Here is an 18,027-nt window from a genome sequence, read left to right on the forward strand (position 1 = left end):
CGTAGCGGTTTGTTAGTGAGATACTTTACCCTTTTTCGTCGGCTTCTGGTACAGAATACTCAGCTTCTTGCGGAGAATCATCAACAGAAACAACCAATGGTGATGCCGTATTCGTCAATTTGGCTAAAAGGCCACTCACACGTTGGCGCATTTCACGACGGTCAACGATCATATCAATCGCACCGTGATCAAGTAAGAACTCACTGCGCTGGAAACCTTCTGGTAGATCTTCACGTACCGTTTGCTCGATAACACGACGGCCAGCAAAGCCAATCAGCGCTTTCGGCTCACCGATATTGATATCACCAAGCATCGCCAAACTGGCAGATACGCCACCCATTGTTGGGTCGGTCATTACCGAGATAAAAGGAAGACCTTTCTTTGATAGACGCTCAAGTGCTGCACTGGTTTTGGCCATTTGCATTAGAGACATGAGAGCCTCTTGCATGCGCGCACCACCAGAAGCAGAGAAACACACTAGGCCGCAGTTGTTTTCCATTGCCGCTTCAACCGCACGAACAAAACGAGCGCCAACGACAGAACCCATTGACCCGCCCATGAATGAAAATTCAAACGCACAAGCAACAACAGGAATACCGATCACTTCGCCTTGCATCACCACAAGCGCGTCTTTCTCTCCGCTGGCTTTTTGCGCAGCAGAAATACGATCTTTATAGCGCTTAGAGTCTTTAAACTTCAGCTTATCTTGTGGCTCTAATTCGTTCGCAAGCTCAACACGGTTGGTCTCATCGAGGAATGTTTCCAAACGACGACGTGCCTTCATACGCATGTGATGGTCACATTTCGGACATACTTCTAGGTTACGCTCTAACTCGGCGTGATAAAGCACTTGTTCACATGACGTACATTTAGTCCACACCCCTTCCGGGATTGATGCTTTACGTGAAGTAACGATATTGCTTTTTTCTAAAATCTTTTCAAGCCAACTCATGGAAGACCTTTTCTCTATGATTCTTCCGCGCAATGCGAAAGATATAAAAACTGAATTAATGCGTGAGGATTAAAGCATATAAAATGCCAAGTGTAGACAAAAAACTGGTTGTACCTATTTTTTGGTCTTTGACTCAGCGTGGACTTTATCCCCTCAGGCAACGTCTTTTTCTGAATTATTACACTGATAATTTATATTGTTTACGAACGTATTTTTACGTTTTAGTTCAAATTATCGGGTAAAAACAGCGGGCCAATTGGCATTCTTGGCAACTCAAATTCGGCAGGATAATCCACATCCACAAGATACAAACCTTCAGCTTTTGCCGTTGCCCCTGCCAGTTTTCTGTCTTTCGCTTTCAACAGCCAATCAATCCATTCTGGTGCTTGTTCACCACGACCAACACACAACAAACTGCCCGTGATATTACGTACCATATGATGAACAAAAGCATTCGCTTTAATATCAATCACCACATATTGGCCATGACGCGTTACGTTTAAGTGCGCCAGATTACGCCAAGGGCTGCGTGATTGACAATGAATAGCACGGAAAGACGTAAAGTCGTGTTCACCCAATAAGTACTGCCCAGCTTGATGCATTTTAACTTCATCCAGTTCGCCATGGTAATGGCTTACACCAGATTGAAGGATGCCCGGGCGTAACTTGCTGTTAAATATAATATAGCGGTAACGGCGCGCAGTCGCAGAAAAACGAGCATGAAATTCATCAGGCACTTCTTTTGCCCAGCGAACAGCGATGTCTTTTGGTAAGTTAGCGTTTGCACCCATAGTCCAAGCGACCATTTTTCGACTTGCTGTTGTCTCAAAATGCACCACTTGACCCGTACCATGCACACCCGCATCAGTACGACCAGCACACAGCACTTCGATTGGATGATTGGCGACCAAACTTAGTGCACGTTCAAGTTTCTCTTGGACGCTTTGAACTTCTCTTTGGCGTTGCCAGCCAAAGTAGTGAGTACCATCATACTCAATACCTAAAGCGATTCTCATCTTGGACTCTCTTAGAATATGGGGCGGGCAGTATATCGAAACTGACCATGGCTTCAAGTAGCCACCCTTTAAAGTTCCGTTAAAATTATCGTTTAAAAAGAAAGGGGCTACCGCCCCTTTCCATTATTTCCGTTCTGTTTTAGCGACCATTAATTGTATCAATCAAGCCTTTCGCTTCACGGCGGATAGCATCATCACCATCGACAATGGCTTCCTCAAGTAACTTTACCGCGCCTGCAGCATCGTTCATTTCCATGTAAATCTTCGCTAAATCTAATTTACCTGACGCTTCTGCGTTGGCATCCACGTCCACATCGGACATTTGGCCAATCACATCTGGGAAATCGCTCAAGCCAACGTCGAGTTTTAATGCCTCTTCATCAGGATTAAACACGCCTTCTTCGAGGTCAACTTCTGCCATCAACTCATCGATTGTGCGATAGTGGTTATCACGCGGGTTAAAATCTTCAAGATTATCTTGATTTCCCCAGTCTTCATTCAGCACTTCGGCTTTCGATGGCTGGTTATCAGAACTCCAAATTTGACGCTCTTCTTCTGGAATATCATCCGAAATGGATTGTTGTAATTCAGGCGTTAAACTAAATCCATTCCAATCTTCACCGCCCATTTCCAGCATCGCTTCAATATCTAAACCGGCTGAATCGCTCGCTTGCTGATCAATCGGTTTGTTGATTGGCGTAAAGTGATCGCCGCCCTCGGCTAAAAGCTCATCAAAGGTGCTTTCATCATAATGCTGATTGGACGCAAGTGATTGAGCTAACGCTTGCTCTGCATGATTCTCGGCTGATGCAAATGACGAAGAATCGCCAAACAAACCAGACAGCACATCTTGCTCATCTAATCGCTCGTTGAGATCCGCTTCATCAATATCCAACAATTCAAAATCATCAATGTCATCAAAATTGAATCGAGGACTACTACCACTTTCCGCGGTAGCGCGATGTTCCACTTCTGGTGACGGCGCCTCCGCCAAAGCGGTATCCATGGATGAAAATGATTGAGCTTCTGGACTCAAGACTTCTGAAGTCGGTGCGATGGCATCCGCTAATGCGTCTTGCTCCCCATATTCTGGCAATTCAAAATCATCGAAACTAAAACGCTCTTCACTCTCGAATGCATTCGCCTGCTCCGATCGTTCCTCAACATCGAAAGAAGACATGGAGGCATCCGCCAACGCTTCTTCTTCACCATATTCTGGTAAGTCTAAACCATCAAAATCAAACGCACTTTCTGCCTGTTCATCCATCCCATCCTTTTCAGAAGACGATGGTGAGGAAACCGGTTCTGCAACGACTGAATCAGAGGGCGGTAACGCGTCATTCTCAACCGCTGAAGGCGCTAACTCGCGTACCTCCGCTTCGTCCGCCATCAATTCATCGGATTCGACGCTTTGCGCAGTCGCATTGACGGCAGCACTCAAAGGCTCAGGTTCAAATCCACTGACATCATCGATTAACCAATCATCATCACTTGGCGTGCCAAATTCATTATCAATAACCGGCAAGACTGATTTAACTGGCTCTGGCTCTGGCTCTGGCTCTGGCTCTGGCTCTGGCTCTGGCTCTGGCTCTGGCTCTGGCTCTGGCTCTGGCTCTGGCTCTGGCTCTGGCTCTGGCTCTGGCTCTGGCTCTGGCTCTGGCAAAGCAGCCTCAAGGTTAAGGTCGCTCTCGTCAAGTTCGCGGTTGTTTTCCGCTTCCTCGTGCGCGCCATCATCGATAGGCTCGGCATCAAATGCGTTCGGCTGAGACTCAGAAAACGAATCAAGCATGTCATCAATGACATCAATGACATCAATGACATCATCACTTAATCGTTCACTATCCGCTGGCGACTCAACCGACGGTTCAGGAACAATGTTCTCTTCATCCGTGTGTTCATCAACCGCTGACACGGCTGGATCATTGCCTTCACTATCGAGTGACGGTGGCAATTCAGCCCTTTCTAATTCATTGTCATGATTTGAAGTGCTTTGATCTGTCGCTTCTAACGTCGCTAAGCTGTCTTCCGCTGTAACCACATCACTTTGATCACTTGGTTGACCATTTTCAATTTCAAGGAGTTCTTCAAAAAGAGCCAGGCTATCGTCACCGAAATCATCTTCGATCGAATCAAGACCATTCTCGTCCGTCGCGCTATTTTCGTTCAATAACTCATCAAGTAGATCCGTGCTGTCAGCATCAACCGTTTGCTCATTTGATGGCGAGGCCAATGCCTCTTCATCCAGTAACTCATCTAACATTGAGGTGGAATCTTGATCCAAGACATCAGCATCATCGGTGATATCGTCATCAATGAGATCCGGCATCTCCCAAGCGCTGTGTTCTGCTGCTGGCTCAACGACCGTGGTATTGTCATCCGCATTATCCGCATCAGAAGCATGCTCACTTTCATCGAGCAATTCATCCAATGTTGCCGTCGAACCTTCCGGCAATTGAAGAACATCGTCCTCTTCTTCGGCATCCAGCCAGTCATCAAGGAGATCGACACTCTCAGTATCAGAACTTAAGTCAAAATCATCGATACCCGCATCAAGCATTTCATCTAACGTTCGAGAATCCGCGGTATTGGTTAAGGTCTTTTCGTCTGTTTCAGCAAAAAGCTCATCAAACAATGCGTGGCTTTCCACGTCGAATTGGCTCGCTACATCATCGACCTTTTGCTCGTTCGATGGAATCTCACGTGCTAATGCCGCTTCTTCTTGCTCTTTCTCAGCGGATACCTGGTCAAATAAGGCGTCAATATCGAAGTCGGAAAGATCTTCGCCGGAAGCGGCACTGTCTAAATCTTCCTTCTTCGACGGCATATCGGGTTCATCGTCGCTCAGATCAAATGCTTCCGGATCATCCAACAGATTATCGAAGGAGAATGCGACATCTCCCGCCGCTGAATCGCTCAACAACTCATCCAGCATGGCTTGTTCACTGCTGTCTTCATCGTCGTCCATGTTATCCAACACAGAATTAAACAGGTCATCAAGGTCGCTTTGACTTACGGTGGCATCGGAAAGATCAAAGTCACTTTCTTCTTCCGACGATGCTTCTAAATTGACATCATCTAGCGCGCGCTCCATTTCTTCCAAGCCCAGCGCTTTTTCATTGCTATCAACGCTAATGCCATTAGAGCTCACATCAAATGAAGTGAGAGACTCATCAAGATCGCCATCGTCGCCTATGGCTGCAAATGGGTCGTTGTCATCGCCATCACCTAAATTGAAATCAAGGTCATGCTCATTAAGATCCGCAAAAATATCCGCATCATCGTTCGATGAATCAAGCGCATCGAGTTCATCCGCGAACAAGGTATCATCGTCACTCGATTCACCAAATAGGTCATCATCAAGGTCGAGCTCATCTTCTACATCATCATTCAGAGCTTCGGCAGCTAACGGCGCCATTGCACCGGCTGACATCATCGCCGCCTGATCCGCATCGAACGGATGTTGTTGCTCTTCTGGTTTTTTACGGCCCAGCAGCAACATGACAATCAGGCCAATCAATAGACCTGGGATTACGGCAAGAGCTGCCACTAACCAACCATTACTCAGAATGTTGTCTAATGCGCTCGGCGCATTGCTTTGCTGTAAGGCAAGACGTTGGCGTTCGGCTTCGAGCAGTTTTTCCACTTCTGTTCGAATACGGTTCTCATCGCCCAACTCTTCTTTTAAGCCATCAACCTCTGTTTGAACTTCCGCCAACATCAAGCGTAAACGATGATTTTTTTCTTCTAAAGCGCTGAGTTCGCTTTCTGAGCTTTGTAATTCTTGCTCTAACTTCTCAACTTGTTGCGGCTTTTGGGGCGTCAGTGGTTTGGATACGGGGACCACTTTTTCAGCCGCTTCTGGGGCTGCCACCTTAGTTGGTGTCGATATGGTTGGGGTTGAGATCGGCGTGGAGGCCAATTTTACCGCTGGCTTTTCAATCTGCGCTTTTTTGCTGACCGGGGCGGCTTCACCGGCATCAAGACGGGCTTGATGCAAGTTCATAATACGTACGGCTTCATCCGTTGAGACACTGTTCACCTGTGCTAGGGACGGCACACGTATCGTGCTGCCTGGGAGCATGGTATGAATATTTTGATTGTCGAACGCTTGTGGATTGAGCTGATAGATCGCTAAAAGGGTTTGTTGCACTGAGACTTGCTTAGACGGCTTAAGACGCGAGGCCACTCCCCACAGCGTTTCTTTCTTCGTCGTTGGGCCATAGAAGCGCGAAGGTTCGCTCGCAACTGATGATGAAGGGCGCGTAATCTGTTCAGAGTATTGGGATGAGCTTTGAATCTCACCATTCGGCCCTGTGAGGCGAATACTTTCTGCACTTACGATGTTTGTCTGAGTCACGGCTACTAAAGCGATAGGCAAGAGTAGACGCTGGAGAATTCGACGCATATAAGGCTCAGCTAGGTGTTCTTGAAAAACAAATTGAATGATCTGCTAAATATATCGGATCATGGGGGCAAAACTATAGCCGTAGTGGCAAAAAATGTGTTCCTAGCTTCATAATCGCATTAATCTCACACATTTCTTTGGCGATTGATTAAAAAAGCCCCGCGTAAACGCAGGGCTTGTCTAATTTCACACTAAGGCAATATTAGTAGTAATCGCGGATCAGCAGTTCAGCGATTTGCACCGCATTCGTTGCGGCGCCTTTACGTACGTTATCAGCAACAACCCAAAGGTTAACACCGCTGTGGTGGCTAATATCGTTACGAATACGGCCAACCATTACATGGTCTTTACCGCCTGAATCGCGCACTTGTGTCGGGAATTCTTCACCTTGGAAGACTTCAACACCTTCTGCGTTTTCCAGTAATTGAATGACATCTTGAGCATCGATAGGCGCACAAGTTTCAACATGAACGGATTCTGCATGGCCATAAAAAACCGGCACTCGCACACACGTTGGGTTAACGGTAATGCCTGGATCATTAAAGATTTTTTGCGTTTCCCACACCATTTTCATTTCTTCTCTGGTGTAGCCGTTTTCCATCATTTGATCGATTTGAGGAATACAGTTAAACGCGATCTGCTGAGGGAAGTGCTCGCTTTCTGCTGGCACGCCGTTCAATAGTCGAGCGGTTTGACCCGCTAATTCATCAATGCCCGCTTTGCCCGCACCCGATACCGATTGGTAAGTCGACACATTAATGCGCTCGATACCCACCGCATCTTGAATTGGTTTTAGTGCGACAACCATTTGAATGGTTGAGCAGTTTGGGTTAGCAATGATATTACGATTGCGGAATTCAGCGATCGCTTCTGGGTTCACTTCAGGCACAACCAGAGGAACATCAAATTCGTAGCGGAACTGTGAGGTATTATCGATCACCACAACCCCTTCATCGGCTGCGATAGGTGCCCATTTTGCAGATTGCTCAGCGCCTGCTGAGAAAAAGGCAATATGTACTTGAGACCAATCAAACTCTTCGACGCTTTGTACGCGGATCGTTTTGCCATTGAAGCGGCTGGATTTGCCTTCACTGCGTTCGCTCGCGAGCAGGTACAATTCACCGATAGGGAACTTACGCTCTTGCAATACTTCTAAAATGGTTTCACCTACAGCGCCTGTCGCACCAAAAACGGCCACGTTATATTGTTGGCTCATTTAATTACCTCAACTTGAAAACCTAATTTCGCTAGCGGGGTCAAATTACACTCTGAATTGCCCACTAACTTTACTGCGCCATACTCTCGACGATCCCAATATGCTTTGCGCATTTGATCAAATGCGCCTGGCTGTTGGATTTGACGGCGGAATAACGCATCGTCTTTGCGCACATCATAGATGATTTGCGTTAAATTGTGCAGCATCGCTTCATCCCAACGCTGATTTAACATCAATTGCGGGATTGGTGCAGTTGGCAACAGCGCTTGTGCTGTCACATTCAATGGTTTACCCAAAAATTCGCAATAACGATTAAAAATCATCGTCGTACCGCGAGCTTTACCTTCTAAACCATAGCCTGCAACGTGCGGGGTGGCGAATGCTAACAGAGGAAGAAGTCCCATATCAACTTCTGGTTCAAATTCAAATACGTCAAGCGCAGCGCAAAAACCGTCTTTTTCTTCAAGACGCTGTTTAAGCGCTTGGTTATCCACCACCGGCCCACGCGCGGCGTTGATTAATATTTGATCCGAACGTAACTTATCGAGCGTCTCTTGGCCAATCAGGTGATGCGTTGCATCTTCGCCTTCTCGAGTAATAGGCGTGTGCAACGTAATAATATCAGCGCGCTCTAGCAGATCATCTAATGCCGTAAAAACGCGTGGGTCACCCTCACGCTGTTTCGGTGGATCGTTAATCAATACATTGATTCCGATGCCTTCTAAACATTGCTGTAAATAACTGCCCACTTGGCCTGCGCCAACAATACCCACGGTTTTGTCAAAAATAGAAAAACCATTTTGTTGCGCCAATACCATCATGACACTAAAGACGTATTCCGCGACACCAACCTTGTTACAGCCTGGCGCTGCCGTAAACTCAATGCCTTTTTCTTTCATCAACGCTTGGTCAACATGATCCATACCCGCGGTGGCGGTCCCGACAAATTTCAGCTTATTCGCTTTGGCGATAAGATCCGCGTTCACTTTCGTCACCGAACGAATCATTAAGGCATCCACATCAATGAGGTCGTGTGCGGTTAGGTTGCGACCAGGCTTTAAAATCACTTCGCCTAGCTGACTAAATAGCGCCTCAGCGTAAGGCATGTTTTCATCAATTAAAATTTTCATCATGTGCGTAAGCTCGTTGAGTGAAAGTAAAGGGCAATTTTCCTAATAGAATCATGTTATCACAGCTCTGTACTGTGTATGAACACCCGTGACGGAGAGAACACTCACCACTTTCACGGCTTTGATTAACGTGACGATTGACGTGACGGTGAGGAATTAATGCGTTCTTCCATGAGTTTTCTTTCAGGCACAAAAAACCGGCCTCAAATGAGGCCGGTAACATCCAGAACAAAAGGAATTTGACTCGCTCTCCGTGAGCCAAAATCTGCGTCTGTTCGATCTAAGTCATGCCTAGATCACGCTCTGGAAACTGCTGCCATACCAACAAGGTTGATTGGCTCATTCAGTTAATTTTGCAGTTAAGCTTGGTACTTTTTAATCACAAGCGTGGCGTTTGTGCCACCAAAACCAAAGCTGTTTGACATAACGGTCGTCAGCTCTGCTTCGCGCATCTCTGTTACGATATCAAGGCCTGCTGCCGCTTCATCAAGATTGTCAACGTTAATGCTTGGCGCAATAAAGTTGTTGTGTAGCATAAGCGTTGAGTAAATCGCTTCGTGTACACCTGCCGCGCCCAATGCGTGACCCGTCATTGCTTTGGTTGCAGAAATTGCTGGGCTGTTGCCACCAAAGACTTGCTGGATAGCGCCTAGCTCTTTCACATCACCAACAGGAGTCGATGTGCCGTGCGTGTTCACGTAATCAACACCATCAACCGCTGCCATCGCCATATTCATACAGCGTACTGCGCCTTCGCCTGATGGTGCAACCATGTCGTAGCCATCTGATGTCGCGCCGTAACCCACGATTTCACCGTAGATTTTTGCGCCACGAGCCAATGCGTGCTCAAGCTCTTCGATCACCATCATGCCGCCGCCGCCAGAGATAACGAAACCGTCACGGTCTGCATCGTATGTACGTGACGCTTTTTCTGGTGTTTCGTTGTATTTCGTTGATAGTGCGCCCATCGCATCGAACATCATTGTTAATGTCCAATCCAACTCTTCACCACCACCGGCAAATACGATGTCTTGCTTACCTAATTGAATCAACTCCATTGCGTGACCAATACAGTGTGCCGATGTTGCACATGCAGAACTCATTGAGTAGTTCACGCCACGAATTTTAAATGGTGTTGCTAGACACGCTGAAACCGTTGAAGACATGGTACGGGGAACCATGTAAGGACCCACGCGCTTAACGCCTTTTTCACGAAGAATATCCACCGCTGCCGCTTGGTTTAGTGACGATGCACCACCAGAGCCCGCAACGATACCAGTACGGTCGTTAGAGACTTGATCTTCGCTTAAGCCTGCGTCTTCAATTGCTTGTTGCATTGATAGGTATGCATACGCTGCCGCATCACCCATAAAGCGCATCTGTTTACGGTCAATCAGTTCAGCTGGATTGATTTTCAGATCACCCCAAACTTGTGAACGTAGACCTTTTTCTTTGAACTGCTCTGAAGCAGTGATGCCAGATTTACCCGCTTTTAGAGACGATAAAACTTCTTCGACGTTGTTACCGATACTTGAAACAATACCCATACCGGTGATTACGACTCGTTTCATTATGACATTCCTATAATTCAAGATACCGCTAGATGATAACTAAGTTAACGAGGAAAAGTGGTCAGCTTTCCCTTAAATACGTACAATCAACCTATCTTTATGGTCGATATTCACAAAAATCAGACACTATGACTTCTATTACCAATGCCCAACTCGGCTGGAATGAGGCAGGCACGCCCGTTTCAGATCAATTCGATGACGTCTATTTCTCTAACGTAAATGGTTTGGAAGAAACGCGGTATGTGTTCCTTAAACAAAATCATCTACCAGAAAGATGGCAAGAATATGACCAGCGTCGTTTTGTGATCGCTGAAACTGGCTTTGGCACCGGTCTAAACTTTCTTGCCGTTTGGCAATGGTTTGAGCAGTTTAGACAGCAATACCCCAATGCCCCACTTAAAGAGCTGCACTTTGTCAGCTTTGAAAAATACCCACTCAGTAAAGCAGACTTAATCAAAGCGCATCAGTCATGGCCAGAACTGGCGAGCTATGCAAACCAATTGCAGCAACACTACCCTATTGCAGTGCCTGAGTGCCAGCGTATTGTACTCGCTGATGGGGCGATCACTCTAGACTTATGGTTTGGTGATATCAAAGATTGCATGCCATTAGTCCCTGTTGCTGAACAAGGTTTGGTCGATGCTTGGTTTTTAGATGGTTTTGCACCCAGCAAAAACCCTGAGATGTGGAATCAAACGCTGTTTGATGGCATGGCGCGACTAGCCAAACAAGATTGTAGCTGCGCAACCTTTACCGCCGCGGGTTTTGTTCGTCGAGGCCTAATCGACGCCGGCTTCGATATGAAAAAAGTAAAGGGCTTTGGCACTAAACGAGAAATGATTGCAGGCCGCCTTACTGAGCGCCAGCCCGTCACCAATTTTAAACCTTGGTTTCATCGCTCACTAGACAACCAGCATGAGCACATTGCCATTATTGGTGGCGGCGTCGCAAGTGCAACTCTCGCCACGACCTTGTTGCGCCGTGGGCAGAGAGTCACCTTATATTGTCAAGATGAACAAGCCGCACAACGCGCTTCAGGCAACCGCCAAGGCGCCGTCTACCCATTACTAAACGGTGAACACACGGGCGTTTCTCGTATGTTTGCTCCTGGCTTTTTGTTTGCTCGCCAGTTCGTTGAACAAGCCGCTGAGCGTATTCGTTTTGACCATGATTGGTGTGGCATCACTCAGTTAATGTGGGATGAAAAATCCACCACTAAACTAAGCAAAATGCTCGAGGGAAAATTTGACCCTATGCTGATTCATCGTTTAGACGCCAAGCAAACCAGCGCCGCGATTGGTTTGCCGATTACGATGGAGAGTATTCAATACCCAATGGGAGGCTGGCTGTGTCCTGCGCAATTGACCCAAGGTTTAATTGATGAATTGGCAAAAGATCCGCGCTTTACGGTCAAATACAATCACAAAATTGACGCGATTACGCGCATTGATGAACAATGGTCACTGAACTGCCACGCTGGGGATTTCAAACACGACTGTGTCGTGATTGCCAATGGTAATGAATTTGCAAGTTTCGAGCAGAGCGCCCATGTACCGCTAGGTCAAGTAAAGGGCCAAGTCAGCCATATTCCAACCACGCCGGAGCTAAGCCAACTCAATACGGTATTGTGTTACGACGGTTACATGACGCCAGTGAACCCAAATAATGCGCAGCATTGCATCGGCGCAAGCTATGATCGCAGCCATCTTGATTATGAATTTGATGCCGTTGCACAGCAGGAAAACGGTGACAAGCTACGTCACTGCGTGCCTGACGAATCTTGGCCTCTCACCGTCGATACTTCGGCGAATGAGTCACGACAAGGTATCCGCTGTGTTAGCCGCGACCACTTACCGTTTGTCGGCAACTTGGCCGACTACCAACAAGTTAAAGTGCAATACGGCGATTTAGCTCAACAAGATGTTGAGCAAGTGCAACCGACACCGCATTACCCAAATCTCTTTTGTTTATTAGGATTAGGCTCTCGCGGATTAAGCTCTGCGCCATTAATGGCAGAATTGCTTGCCTCACAGATTTGCGGTGACCCTTTACCCCTACCTATCGATGTGCTTGAAACGCTCGAGCCAAGTCGTATGTGGGTGCGTAAGTTGCTTAAAGGAAAGGCAATTACTGAGTTGTAATGATAAAGGCGCCTGTGCTCATCGGCGCAGGCGCATTGGTATACAGAGAAACCTGATACGAATAAGTTGAAGGGTTATTCAGTGAGTTTGTCTAGCGCCAAGTTGATCTGCTCAGCCAGTTCGGCGTCTTTGAATTCACCGGTCGCGAAATCGAAGTGTTCATAGAAACTAGGAATAGAAAGCGACGCTTTTACCTCTGCACCAAAATACCCAGCCGAAGCCGTGGCGGTCGCTAAGACATTTTTGCCACCACCTGGGCCTGGTGACGTAGCAAAATAGACCGCGGATTTGCCTTGGAAGACTTGAGGATTAATGCGCGACGCCCAATCAAAGAGATTTTTGTAGGCGGCTGTATAGGATCCATTATGCTCTGCAAATGAAATGATAAGCACATCCGCTTGAGCAATTTGTTCTAGAAAAGCCTTCGCAGCTTCCGCTTGGCCAATCTCTTTTTCAACATCTTCACTAAAGAGTGGAACGGGAAACTGGTTGAGATCAATTAAGGTAATCTCAGCATCATTGACCTTTTGAGCCAACTGGTGAGCGGCATAATTGGCGAGCGTTTTATTAATGGATGTTGAGCTTGTCGAAGCTCCAAAAGCAAGAATGTTCACTGTGGCGTTCCTTCTATTGATTTTATTCCCCATGCTTAGCATAGGAACAGAACAAAAAAGCAACAACCACAATTTACTTAACCATTCCCATTCGCTAATAACCCATTAGCTCGTGAACCAATGAGTAAAATAATCAACGCGAAATCAGTTACGCAGATCAATTACGCGAGGTTACTCAACTCTAACCATAAATCATTCACTACAATTCGGTCTGCCGGGCTAAGCTCTGCACGCGCTTGATCTAAGCTGTCTACGATGCGTTTTTTAAGCTCGTCAACACTGCCGATCCCCTCTTCTTCACAAGAGGCTGCGGACAAAGAAATATGGCCACGCAAATAACCACCAGCAAAAAGTTCATCATCCGAAGCGGTTGAAATTCGCTCATCAATTAACGCCAATAACTTTTCTTCAAATTCAATAATCATGATGTCTGTTCAATCCACTCGCTTGGACCTAAAAAATAGAACCGAAGCTTCTCACATCAACAAATTGAACGCAAACTCTAGATATTGCGGGCGACTCAGCAGGCTGATTCGTTGTCATCCCCCTCCGCGTCTGTTTCAAACAATCCCTTAATCGCGCGCTTTAGAGGGCTGCATTTTATGGCGATCTTATTGACACCCTCTCAATGGCCTATTTTGACGTGAAGACGGGCGCGCCATTGCGATTATGATGATTGGCCCAGTTTGACTAGCAAAAAGACAAGACTTGTTTTTCATATTGAGAATATAACGCCCAGAGGCCCATAAATACGGGATCGGACATTTTGGCACACGCTATGCAACCTACCCTGGACGAACTTAATTCCATAGAGGGAATGTCATGTCAGGAATGCCACTAAAATTACATTTACCCATATTGTGCGCAGCAATCTCCATCAGCACTGCCAGTTATGCATCCATACCGTTTTCATCTTGCCCAACCCAGGCCTTCTTGATTCAAAATCCTTCCGGCACGCCTATCGCTTATGGCGTAAGTTTGGACGTCGGTAGCTATTCGACACTTTCTTGGAGCTTAGGTAGCGCCAAAATAAACGGCGTCGGATTCAGTGTGCATGATGACTATATTTATGGTTGGGATTATGGGGCGAAATCTTTAACTCGCATCGGTTCTGATCTCACCTCTGCGCCAATGGAAATTTCCAACCTTGGCATCGCCCCCACCTCTTTTTATGTTGGGGATGTCTCCGTTGAAGAAAACGCCTGGTATGGCTATCGAATTAATTACGGCTTATTTCGTATCGATCTCGTCTCCAATGCAATGACGCAAGTCGCGACCTCTAGCGAGATTGGCACGCTCAAGTTGCTCGACATGGCATTCCACCCTGACAACGGCTTTATCTATAGCGTCGACAATTCCGGTTATCTCTATCAAATCGATTCAAGCGATGGCAGCAGTATTCGCCTTAACCAAGTGCTTAATAGCAATGTTCTTGGCCATAGTCTTGCATTTGGTGCGCAATATTTTGATGTGGATGGCAATCTGTACTTGAGTAATAACGGTAATGGCCACGTGTTCAAAGTGACGCTTGATGGCAATAACTCCAGCGCTGAGTTTTTTGCTTATGGTCCCTCAAGTAACTCGAATGATGGGGCACGATGTGCGCTCGCATCCGTGATTCCTGGCGACGCCACCGACTTTGGGGATGCGCCTGACAGCTATGGCACCACCTACGATTCTTCAGGGGCTCGTCATGGCATCACTGGCCTAAAACTCGGCGAGTTGGTAGATGGTGAGAATGAGGCCTATGCCTACCCGCTTTCTGATGATGCCGCCGATAGCAACGATGACGAGGACGGAATCGCCTTTCCAATCCCCTTGGAAATTGGCGAAACAAGTTTTATCTATGCCACCGTGAATGGCGCAGATGGGAAAGGCGTTCTTAGCGCTTGGATAGACTGGGACCAAGATGGTCAATTTAACGATGATGAATTGGTGATCAGCAGTGAGTCGGTGGACGATGGTCAAAACCAGCTGTTTATCGAGGTGCCAAGTTGGGCGCTGGCTGGTGAAACGTGGGCCCGCTTCCGTATCAGTAACACCAATGATGTCGGGCCAACCGGTGGCGTGGGGGCGGGTGAAGTCGAAGATCACTTAGTCACCGTTACTGACCAAGGCGTCAGTGTCGAAACCTACCCATCAGGAAGCGCATACACAACCTTCGCCTATGAAGACCAATTCCCGCAAATGGGTGACTACGACATGAACGATGTGCTGATGAACGTGAAATTCACCGAATTTAGCCTTAACAACCAAGTCATTCAATTGAACATCCAAGGCCAAATCGCGGCGTTAGGCGGCACTTATCGCTCAGGATTTGCAATTCGATTACCAGGAGTTGCCCCCAGCGCAGTCAAAACGGATTCCGCTAAATTGTACATCGGGGGAGAGTTGCAAGCTGTCGATATCGTCGAATCCGGCACCACTGATACCGTACTTATTGTTCATGAAAACTTATGGTCAATCACCGAGTCTGGCGAAGAAGACGGTTGTAATATGTTTCGGACCGAAATAGGTTGTGGCACCTCGTATCGACCAAGTTGGCAGCTAATCATTCCGTTTAGCACGCCCGTCGACAGCGCACAAATGCCTGAACTGCCATACGACCCATTCATTTTTGCTACACCGGGTTATTACCATGGTGAAACCGGCCTTCAAGTCAGCGGTGGATTCCCAGGGCGTGGGCTAGAGGTTCACCTGAAAAACAAAGCGCCGACATCGAAATTCAATTACGCCTATATCGGCAAAAAAGACGATGCGACGAACACCAGTGCGGGAACCTATTTCCACACCAGTAACGGACTGCCTTGGGCCATTGAATTACCGATGGATTGGAAGCACCCAATCGAAACCATCAGTATTCTCGATACTTATCCAAAATTTGCAGATTTCTCTCAAGACCCTTCAGGTTTGACTGAGCAAAGCTGGTACCTCACACCAATCATCAACCAAGCCTACACGGACTAAGGGGAAACTTATGACGCATTTAAATGACTATGTTAGAGCCTTAGTGATCAGCCTCGGTACCGCCATTGTCATCGGTTGTGGCGGAGGCGGCGGCGGCGATGGAGGCAGCAGCGGCAGTTCAACCCCGCAAGCAGCACCGAGCCAAACGCCGGCCCCCACGCCAGAACCAGAAGCGACCCCAGTGGTCACCGCCGAGCCCCGTTTAACCGTGAATGATCTGAATATTGCGGCAGAGAATACTCTCGAATCGGTCTATGACGTCGATGTGGACATCGACATCTCGGCACTTTCAACTCAAAAGGCGTTTATCTCAATCTGTGATAATACCGCCGCTGAGGGGGACCTCACACAACTTGACTTTGATAAGTGTTTAATTAAATCGAGTTTAGATGAAGGGAAAGGACGCTTTGATCTTCGCGTTGCCAACCATTGTGATGAACTCATTGCGGTGATTTGGATTATGGAGAAAGACCGGGCACCACTGAGTTACACCTTGAGCCACAATAATCAAAAACAAACCTACTGGGTGATTAGTGAATAAAAATACACTCAGTAAAGACAACAAAGCCGACATCACGTCGGCTTTTTCATTCAAACGGTAATGCGAACATTACTTGACGATAAAGTCATTCGGATTAAGCGGCGCAATACCATAAAAAGCACGCATCGCTTCAGAAAGCATCAACACACGAGGTGGAATACCTTGCTCAAGAATCGCCATCACTTCAGTGTGCACTTTACTCATAAACAACAAACGATCCGGTTCAAAATCGCCATTAAGGTTGTCACAACTAACGCCAAATGAAAATCCTGCGCTCAAGGCTAGAATCCACTCATACGCTTGCGGGCGAATTTCAACCTTTTCAAATTCCGCTTGCACTTGGGCCGTTCGGCCATCCGGCTCATACCAATAACCAAAATCTTCAAGTAATCGGCGCTCTGGGCCTGCCACACACCAATGGGCAATTTCATGCAATGCAGAGGCATAGAAGCCACGAGCAAAAATAATACGGTGTTGAGGGTGTTGCTCATCCGCAGGAAGATAGATCGGCTCATCGCCACCGAGCTCTAACACGGTGTTATAGTGAGCAGAAAAAGTGTCATTAAAGATTGTAATCAAATCTTGGTAATCGTGATTCATAATGTCTGGCTAGTGGAATGATATAAAGCGCCCGCATTCTCGCATTTTCCCACGGTTTTGCACACTGCTGTCGCGACTCTTGTCATTAGAAATAATTATCTGATATGTGTTTTCGTAACCACAAAAACTCATTCGTTTTTTGCCGCTATAACCACTACACTTTCGCCTTCGTTTTATCAGGGTGTGCCATCGCTATTCGCCCTACTCTCTCATTTTATTTCTTTGAGTAATCGCTATGTTGTTAAGTGTATTGTACATCATTGGTATCACAGCCGAAGCCATGACTGGTGCTCTCAGTGCGGGTCGTCGAAAAATGGACTGGTTTGGGGTTATGTTAGTCGCCAGTGCAACCGCAATTGGTGGCGGAACCGTACGTGATATTCTATTGGGGCACTACCCTTTAGGCTGGGTTAAAAATCCAGAATACCTGGCGATTACCTGTATTGCTGGCGTATTGACAACCGGTTTAGCCAAGTGGGTGATCAAATTCAAAGGCTTGTTTATTCGCCTGGATGCGCTGGGCTTAATTGTATTTAGCATTATCGGTACCAAAGTCGCATTAAGCATGGGGCTACATCCTGGTATTTGTATGGTTGCAGCGCTGGTCACGGGGGTTTTTGGTGGCTTGTTACGTGATTTGATCTGTCGCCAAACTCCGCTTGTTTTGCATGAAGAGTTGTACGCCTCAGTATCGCTCATTGCCTCTGGACTCTACTTGGCCTTATTAGAATTTGCGATTGATGATGTGACCGCAACCATTGTGACACTGATTGTCGGCTACCTCATTCGTATGGCCGCGGTGCGTTTCAAATGGCGCTTGCCGTCTTTCCATTTGGATCATGACGAGCCTCTGCATTAATGAGCGCCCATCAAC

Annotated in this window: 13 protein-coding genes; 4 read left to right on the forward strand and 9 right to left on the reverse strand. The window is 47.0% G+C overall.

The annotated features are described in order from the left end of the window. Nucleotides 1-25 precede the first annotated feature (25 nt). The 6 genes from accD to fabB form a co-directional block, all read right to left on the reverse strand. Nucleotides 26-952 carry an acetyl-CoA carboxylase, carboxyltransferase subunit beta gene (accD, locus tag OJ16_RS09990; protein ID WP_040989969.1) on the reverse strand — a complete coding sequence of 309 codons (927 nt, stop codon included), beginning with the start codon at nt 950-952 and terminating at the stop codon, nt 26-28. Between the two features lie 221 nt (nt 953-1,173). Next, complete coding sequence (gene truA / locus OJ16_RS09995) at nt 1,174-1,968, reverse strand: tRNA pseudouridine(38-40) synthase TruA (RefSeq protein WP_040989970.1); 795 nt, start codon at nt 1,966-1,968, stop codon at nt 1,174-1,176. A gap of 139 nt (nt 1,969-2,107) precedes the next feature. Next, entirely contained in the window at nt 2,108-6,373 is a 4,266-nt protein-coding gene (locus OJ16_RS10000) for a FimV/HubP family polar landmark protein (RefSeq protein ID WP_040989972.1), read from the reverse strand. A gap of 202 nt (nt 6,374-6,575) precedes the next feature. Continuing rightward, nucleotides 6,576-7,589 carry an aspartate-semialdehyde dehydrogenase gene (locus tag OJ16_RS10005; RefSeq protein ID WP_040989975.1) on the reverse strand — a complete coding sequence of 338 codons (1,014 nt, stop codon included), beginning with the start codon at nt 7,587-7,589 and terminating at the stop codon, nt 6,576-6,578. Next, on the reverse strand, nt 7,586-8,719 hold the full coding sequence (locus tag OJ16_RS10010; protein ID WP_040990027.1) for a 4-phosphoerythronate dehydrogenase: 1,134 nt from the start codon (nt 8,717-8,719) through the stop codon (nt 7,586-7,588). Before OJ16_RS10010 ends, OJ16_RS10005 begins: the two co-directional genes overlap by 4 nt. A 359-nt stretch (nt 8,720-9,078) precedes the next feature. After that, nucleotides 9,079-10,290 (reverse strand): beta-ketoacyl-ACP synthase I, encoded by a 1,212-nt coding sequence (gene fabB, locus OJ16_RS10015; RefSeq protein WP_040989977.1) that lies wholly within the window; start codon nt 10,288-10,290, stop codon nt 9,079-9,081. Between the two features lie 128 nt (nt 10,291-10,418). Here fabB and mnmC point away from each other — a divergent pair, with 128 nt between their 5' ends. Then, nucleotides 10,419-12,431 (forward strand): bifunctional tRNA (5-methylaminomethyl-2-thiouridine)(34)-methyltransferase MnmD/FAD-dependent 5-carboxymethylaminomethyl-2-thiouridine(34) oxidoreductase MnmC, encoded by a 2,013-nt coding sequence (gene mnmC / locus OJ16_RS10020; protein WP_040989979.1) that lies wholly within the window; start codon nt 10,419-10,421, stop codon nt 12,429-12,431. A 74-nt stretch (nt 12,432-12,505) separates the two neighbouring features. On the opposite strand, the gene OJ16_RS10025 is transcribed toward mnmC, so the two are convergent. Both OJ16_RS10025 and OJ16_RS10030 read right to left on the reverse strand, forming a co-directional pair. Further along, nucleotides 12,506-13,045, reverse strand: coding sequence for an NADPH-dependent FMN reductase (locus tag OJ16_RS10025; protein ID WP_040989982.1), 540 nt, complete (start codon nt 13,043-13,045; stop codon nt 12,506-12,508). A 161-nt stretch (nt 13,046-13,206) separates the two neighbouring features. Then, nucleotides 13,207-13,470, reverse strand: coding sequence for a YfcL family protein (locus tag OJ16_RS10030; protein WP_040989984.1), 264 nt, complete (start codon nt 13,468-13,470; stop codon nt 13,207-13,209). 397 nt (nt 13,471-13,867) lie between these two features. Between OJ16_RS10030 and OJ16_RS10035 the strand changes: the two genes are divergently transcribed. After that, entirely contained in the window at nt 13,868-16,012 is a 2,145-nt protein-coding gene (locus OJ16_RS10035) for an LruC domain-containing protein (RefSeq protein WP_040989986.1), read from the forward strand. Nucleotides 16,013-16,022: 10 nt separating this feature from the next. After that, nucleotides 16,023-16,553 carry a hypothetical protein gene (locus OJ16_RS10040; RefSeq protein WP_040989988.1) on the forward strand — a complete coding sequence of 177 codons (531 nt, stop codon included), beginning with the start codon at nt 16,023-16,025 and terminating at the stop codon, nt 16,551-16,553. 69 nt (nt 16,554-16,622) lie between these two features. On the opposite strand, the gene OJ16_RS10045 is transcribed toward OJ16_RS10040, so the two are convergent. Beyond that, a complete protein-coding gene (locus OJ16_RS10045; protein WP_040989990.1) occupies nt 16,623-17,153 on the reverse strand; it encodes an elongation factor P hydroxylase in 531 nt (176 codons plus the stop codon). Between the two features lie 235 nt (nt 17,154-17,388). On the opposite strand from OJ16_RS10045, the gene OJ16_RS10050 reads away from it, so the two are divergent. After that, nucleotides 17,389-18,012: a trimeric intracellular cation channel family protein gene (locus OJ16_RS10050; protein WP_040989992.1), complete on the forward strand. Its 624-nt coding sequence runs from the start codon at nt 17,389-17,391 to the stop codon at nt 18,010-18,012. The last annotated feature ends 15 nt before the right edge of the window (nt 18,013-18,027 follow it).

The organism is Vibrio renipiscarius, from assembly GCF_000827885.1.
In the GTDB taxonomy this organism is placed as follows: Bacteria; Pseudomonadota; Gammaproteobacteria; order Enterobacterales; family Vibrionaceae; genus Vibrio; species Vibrio renipiscarius.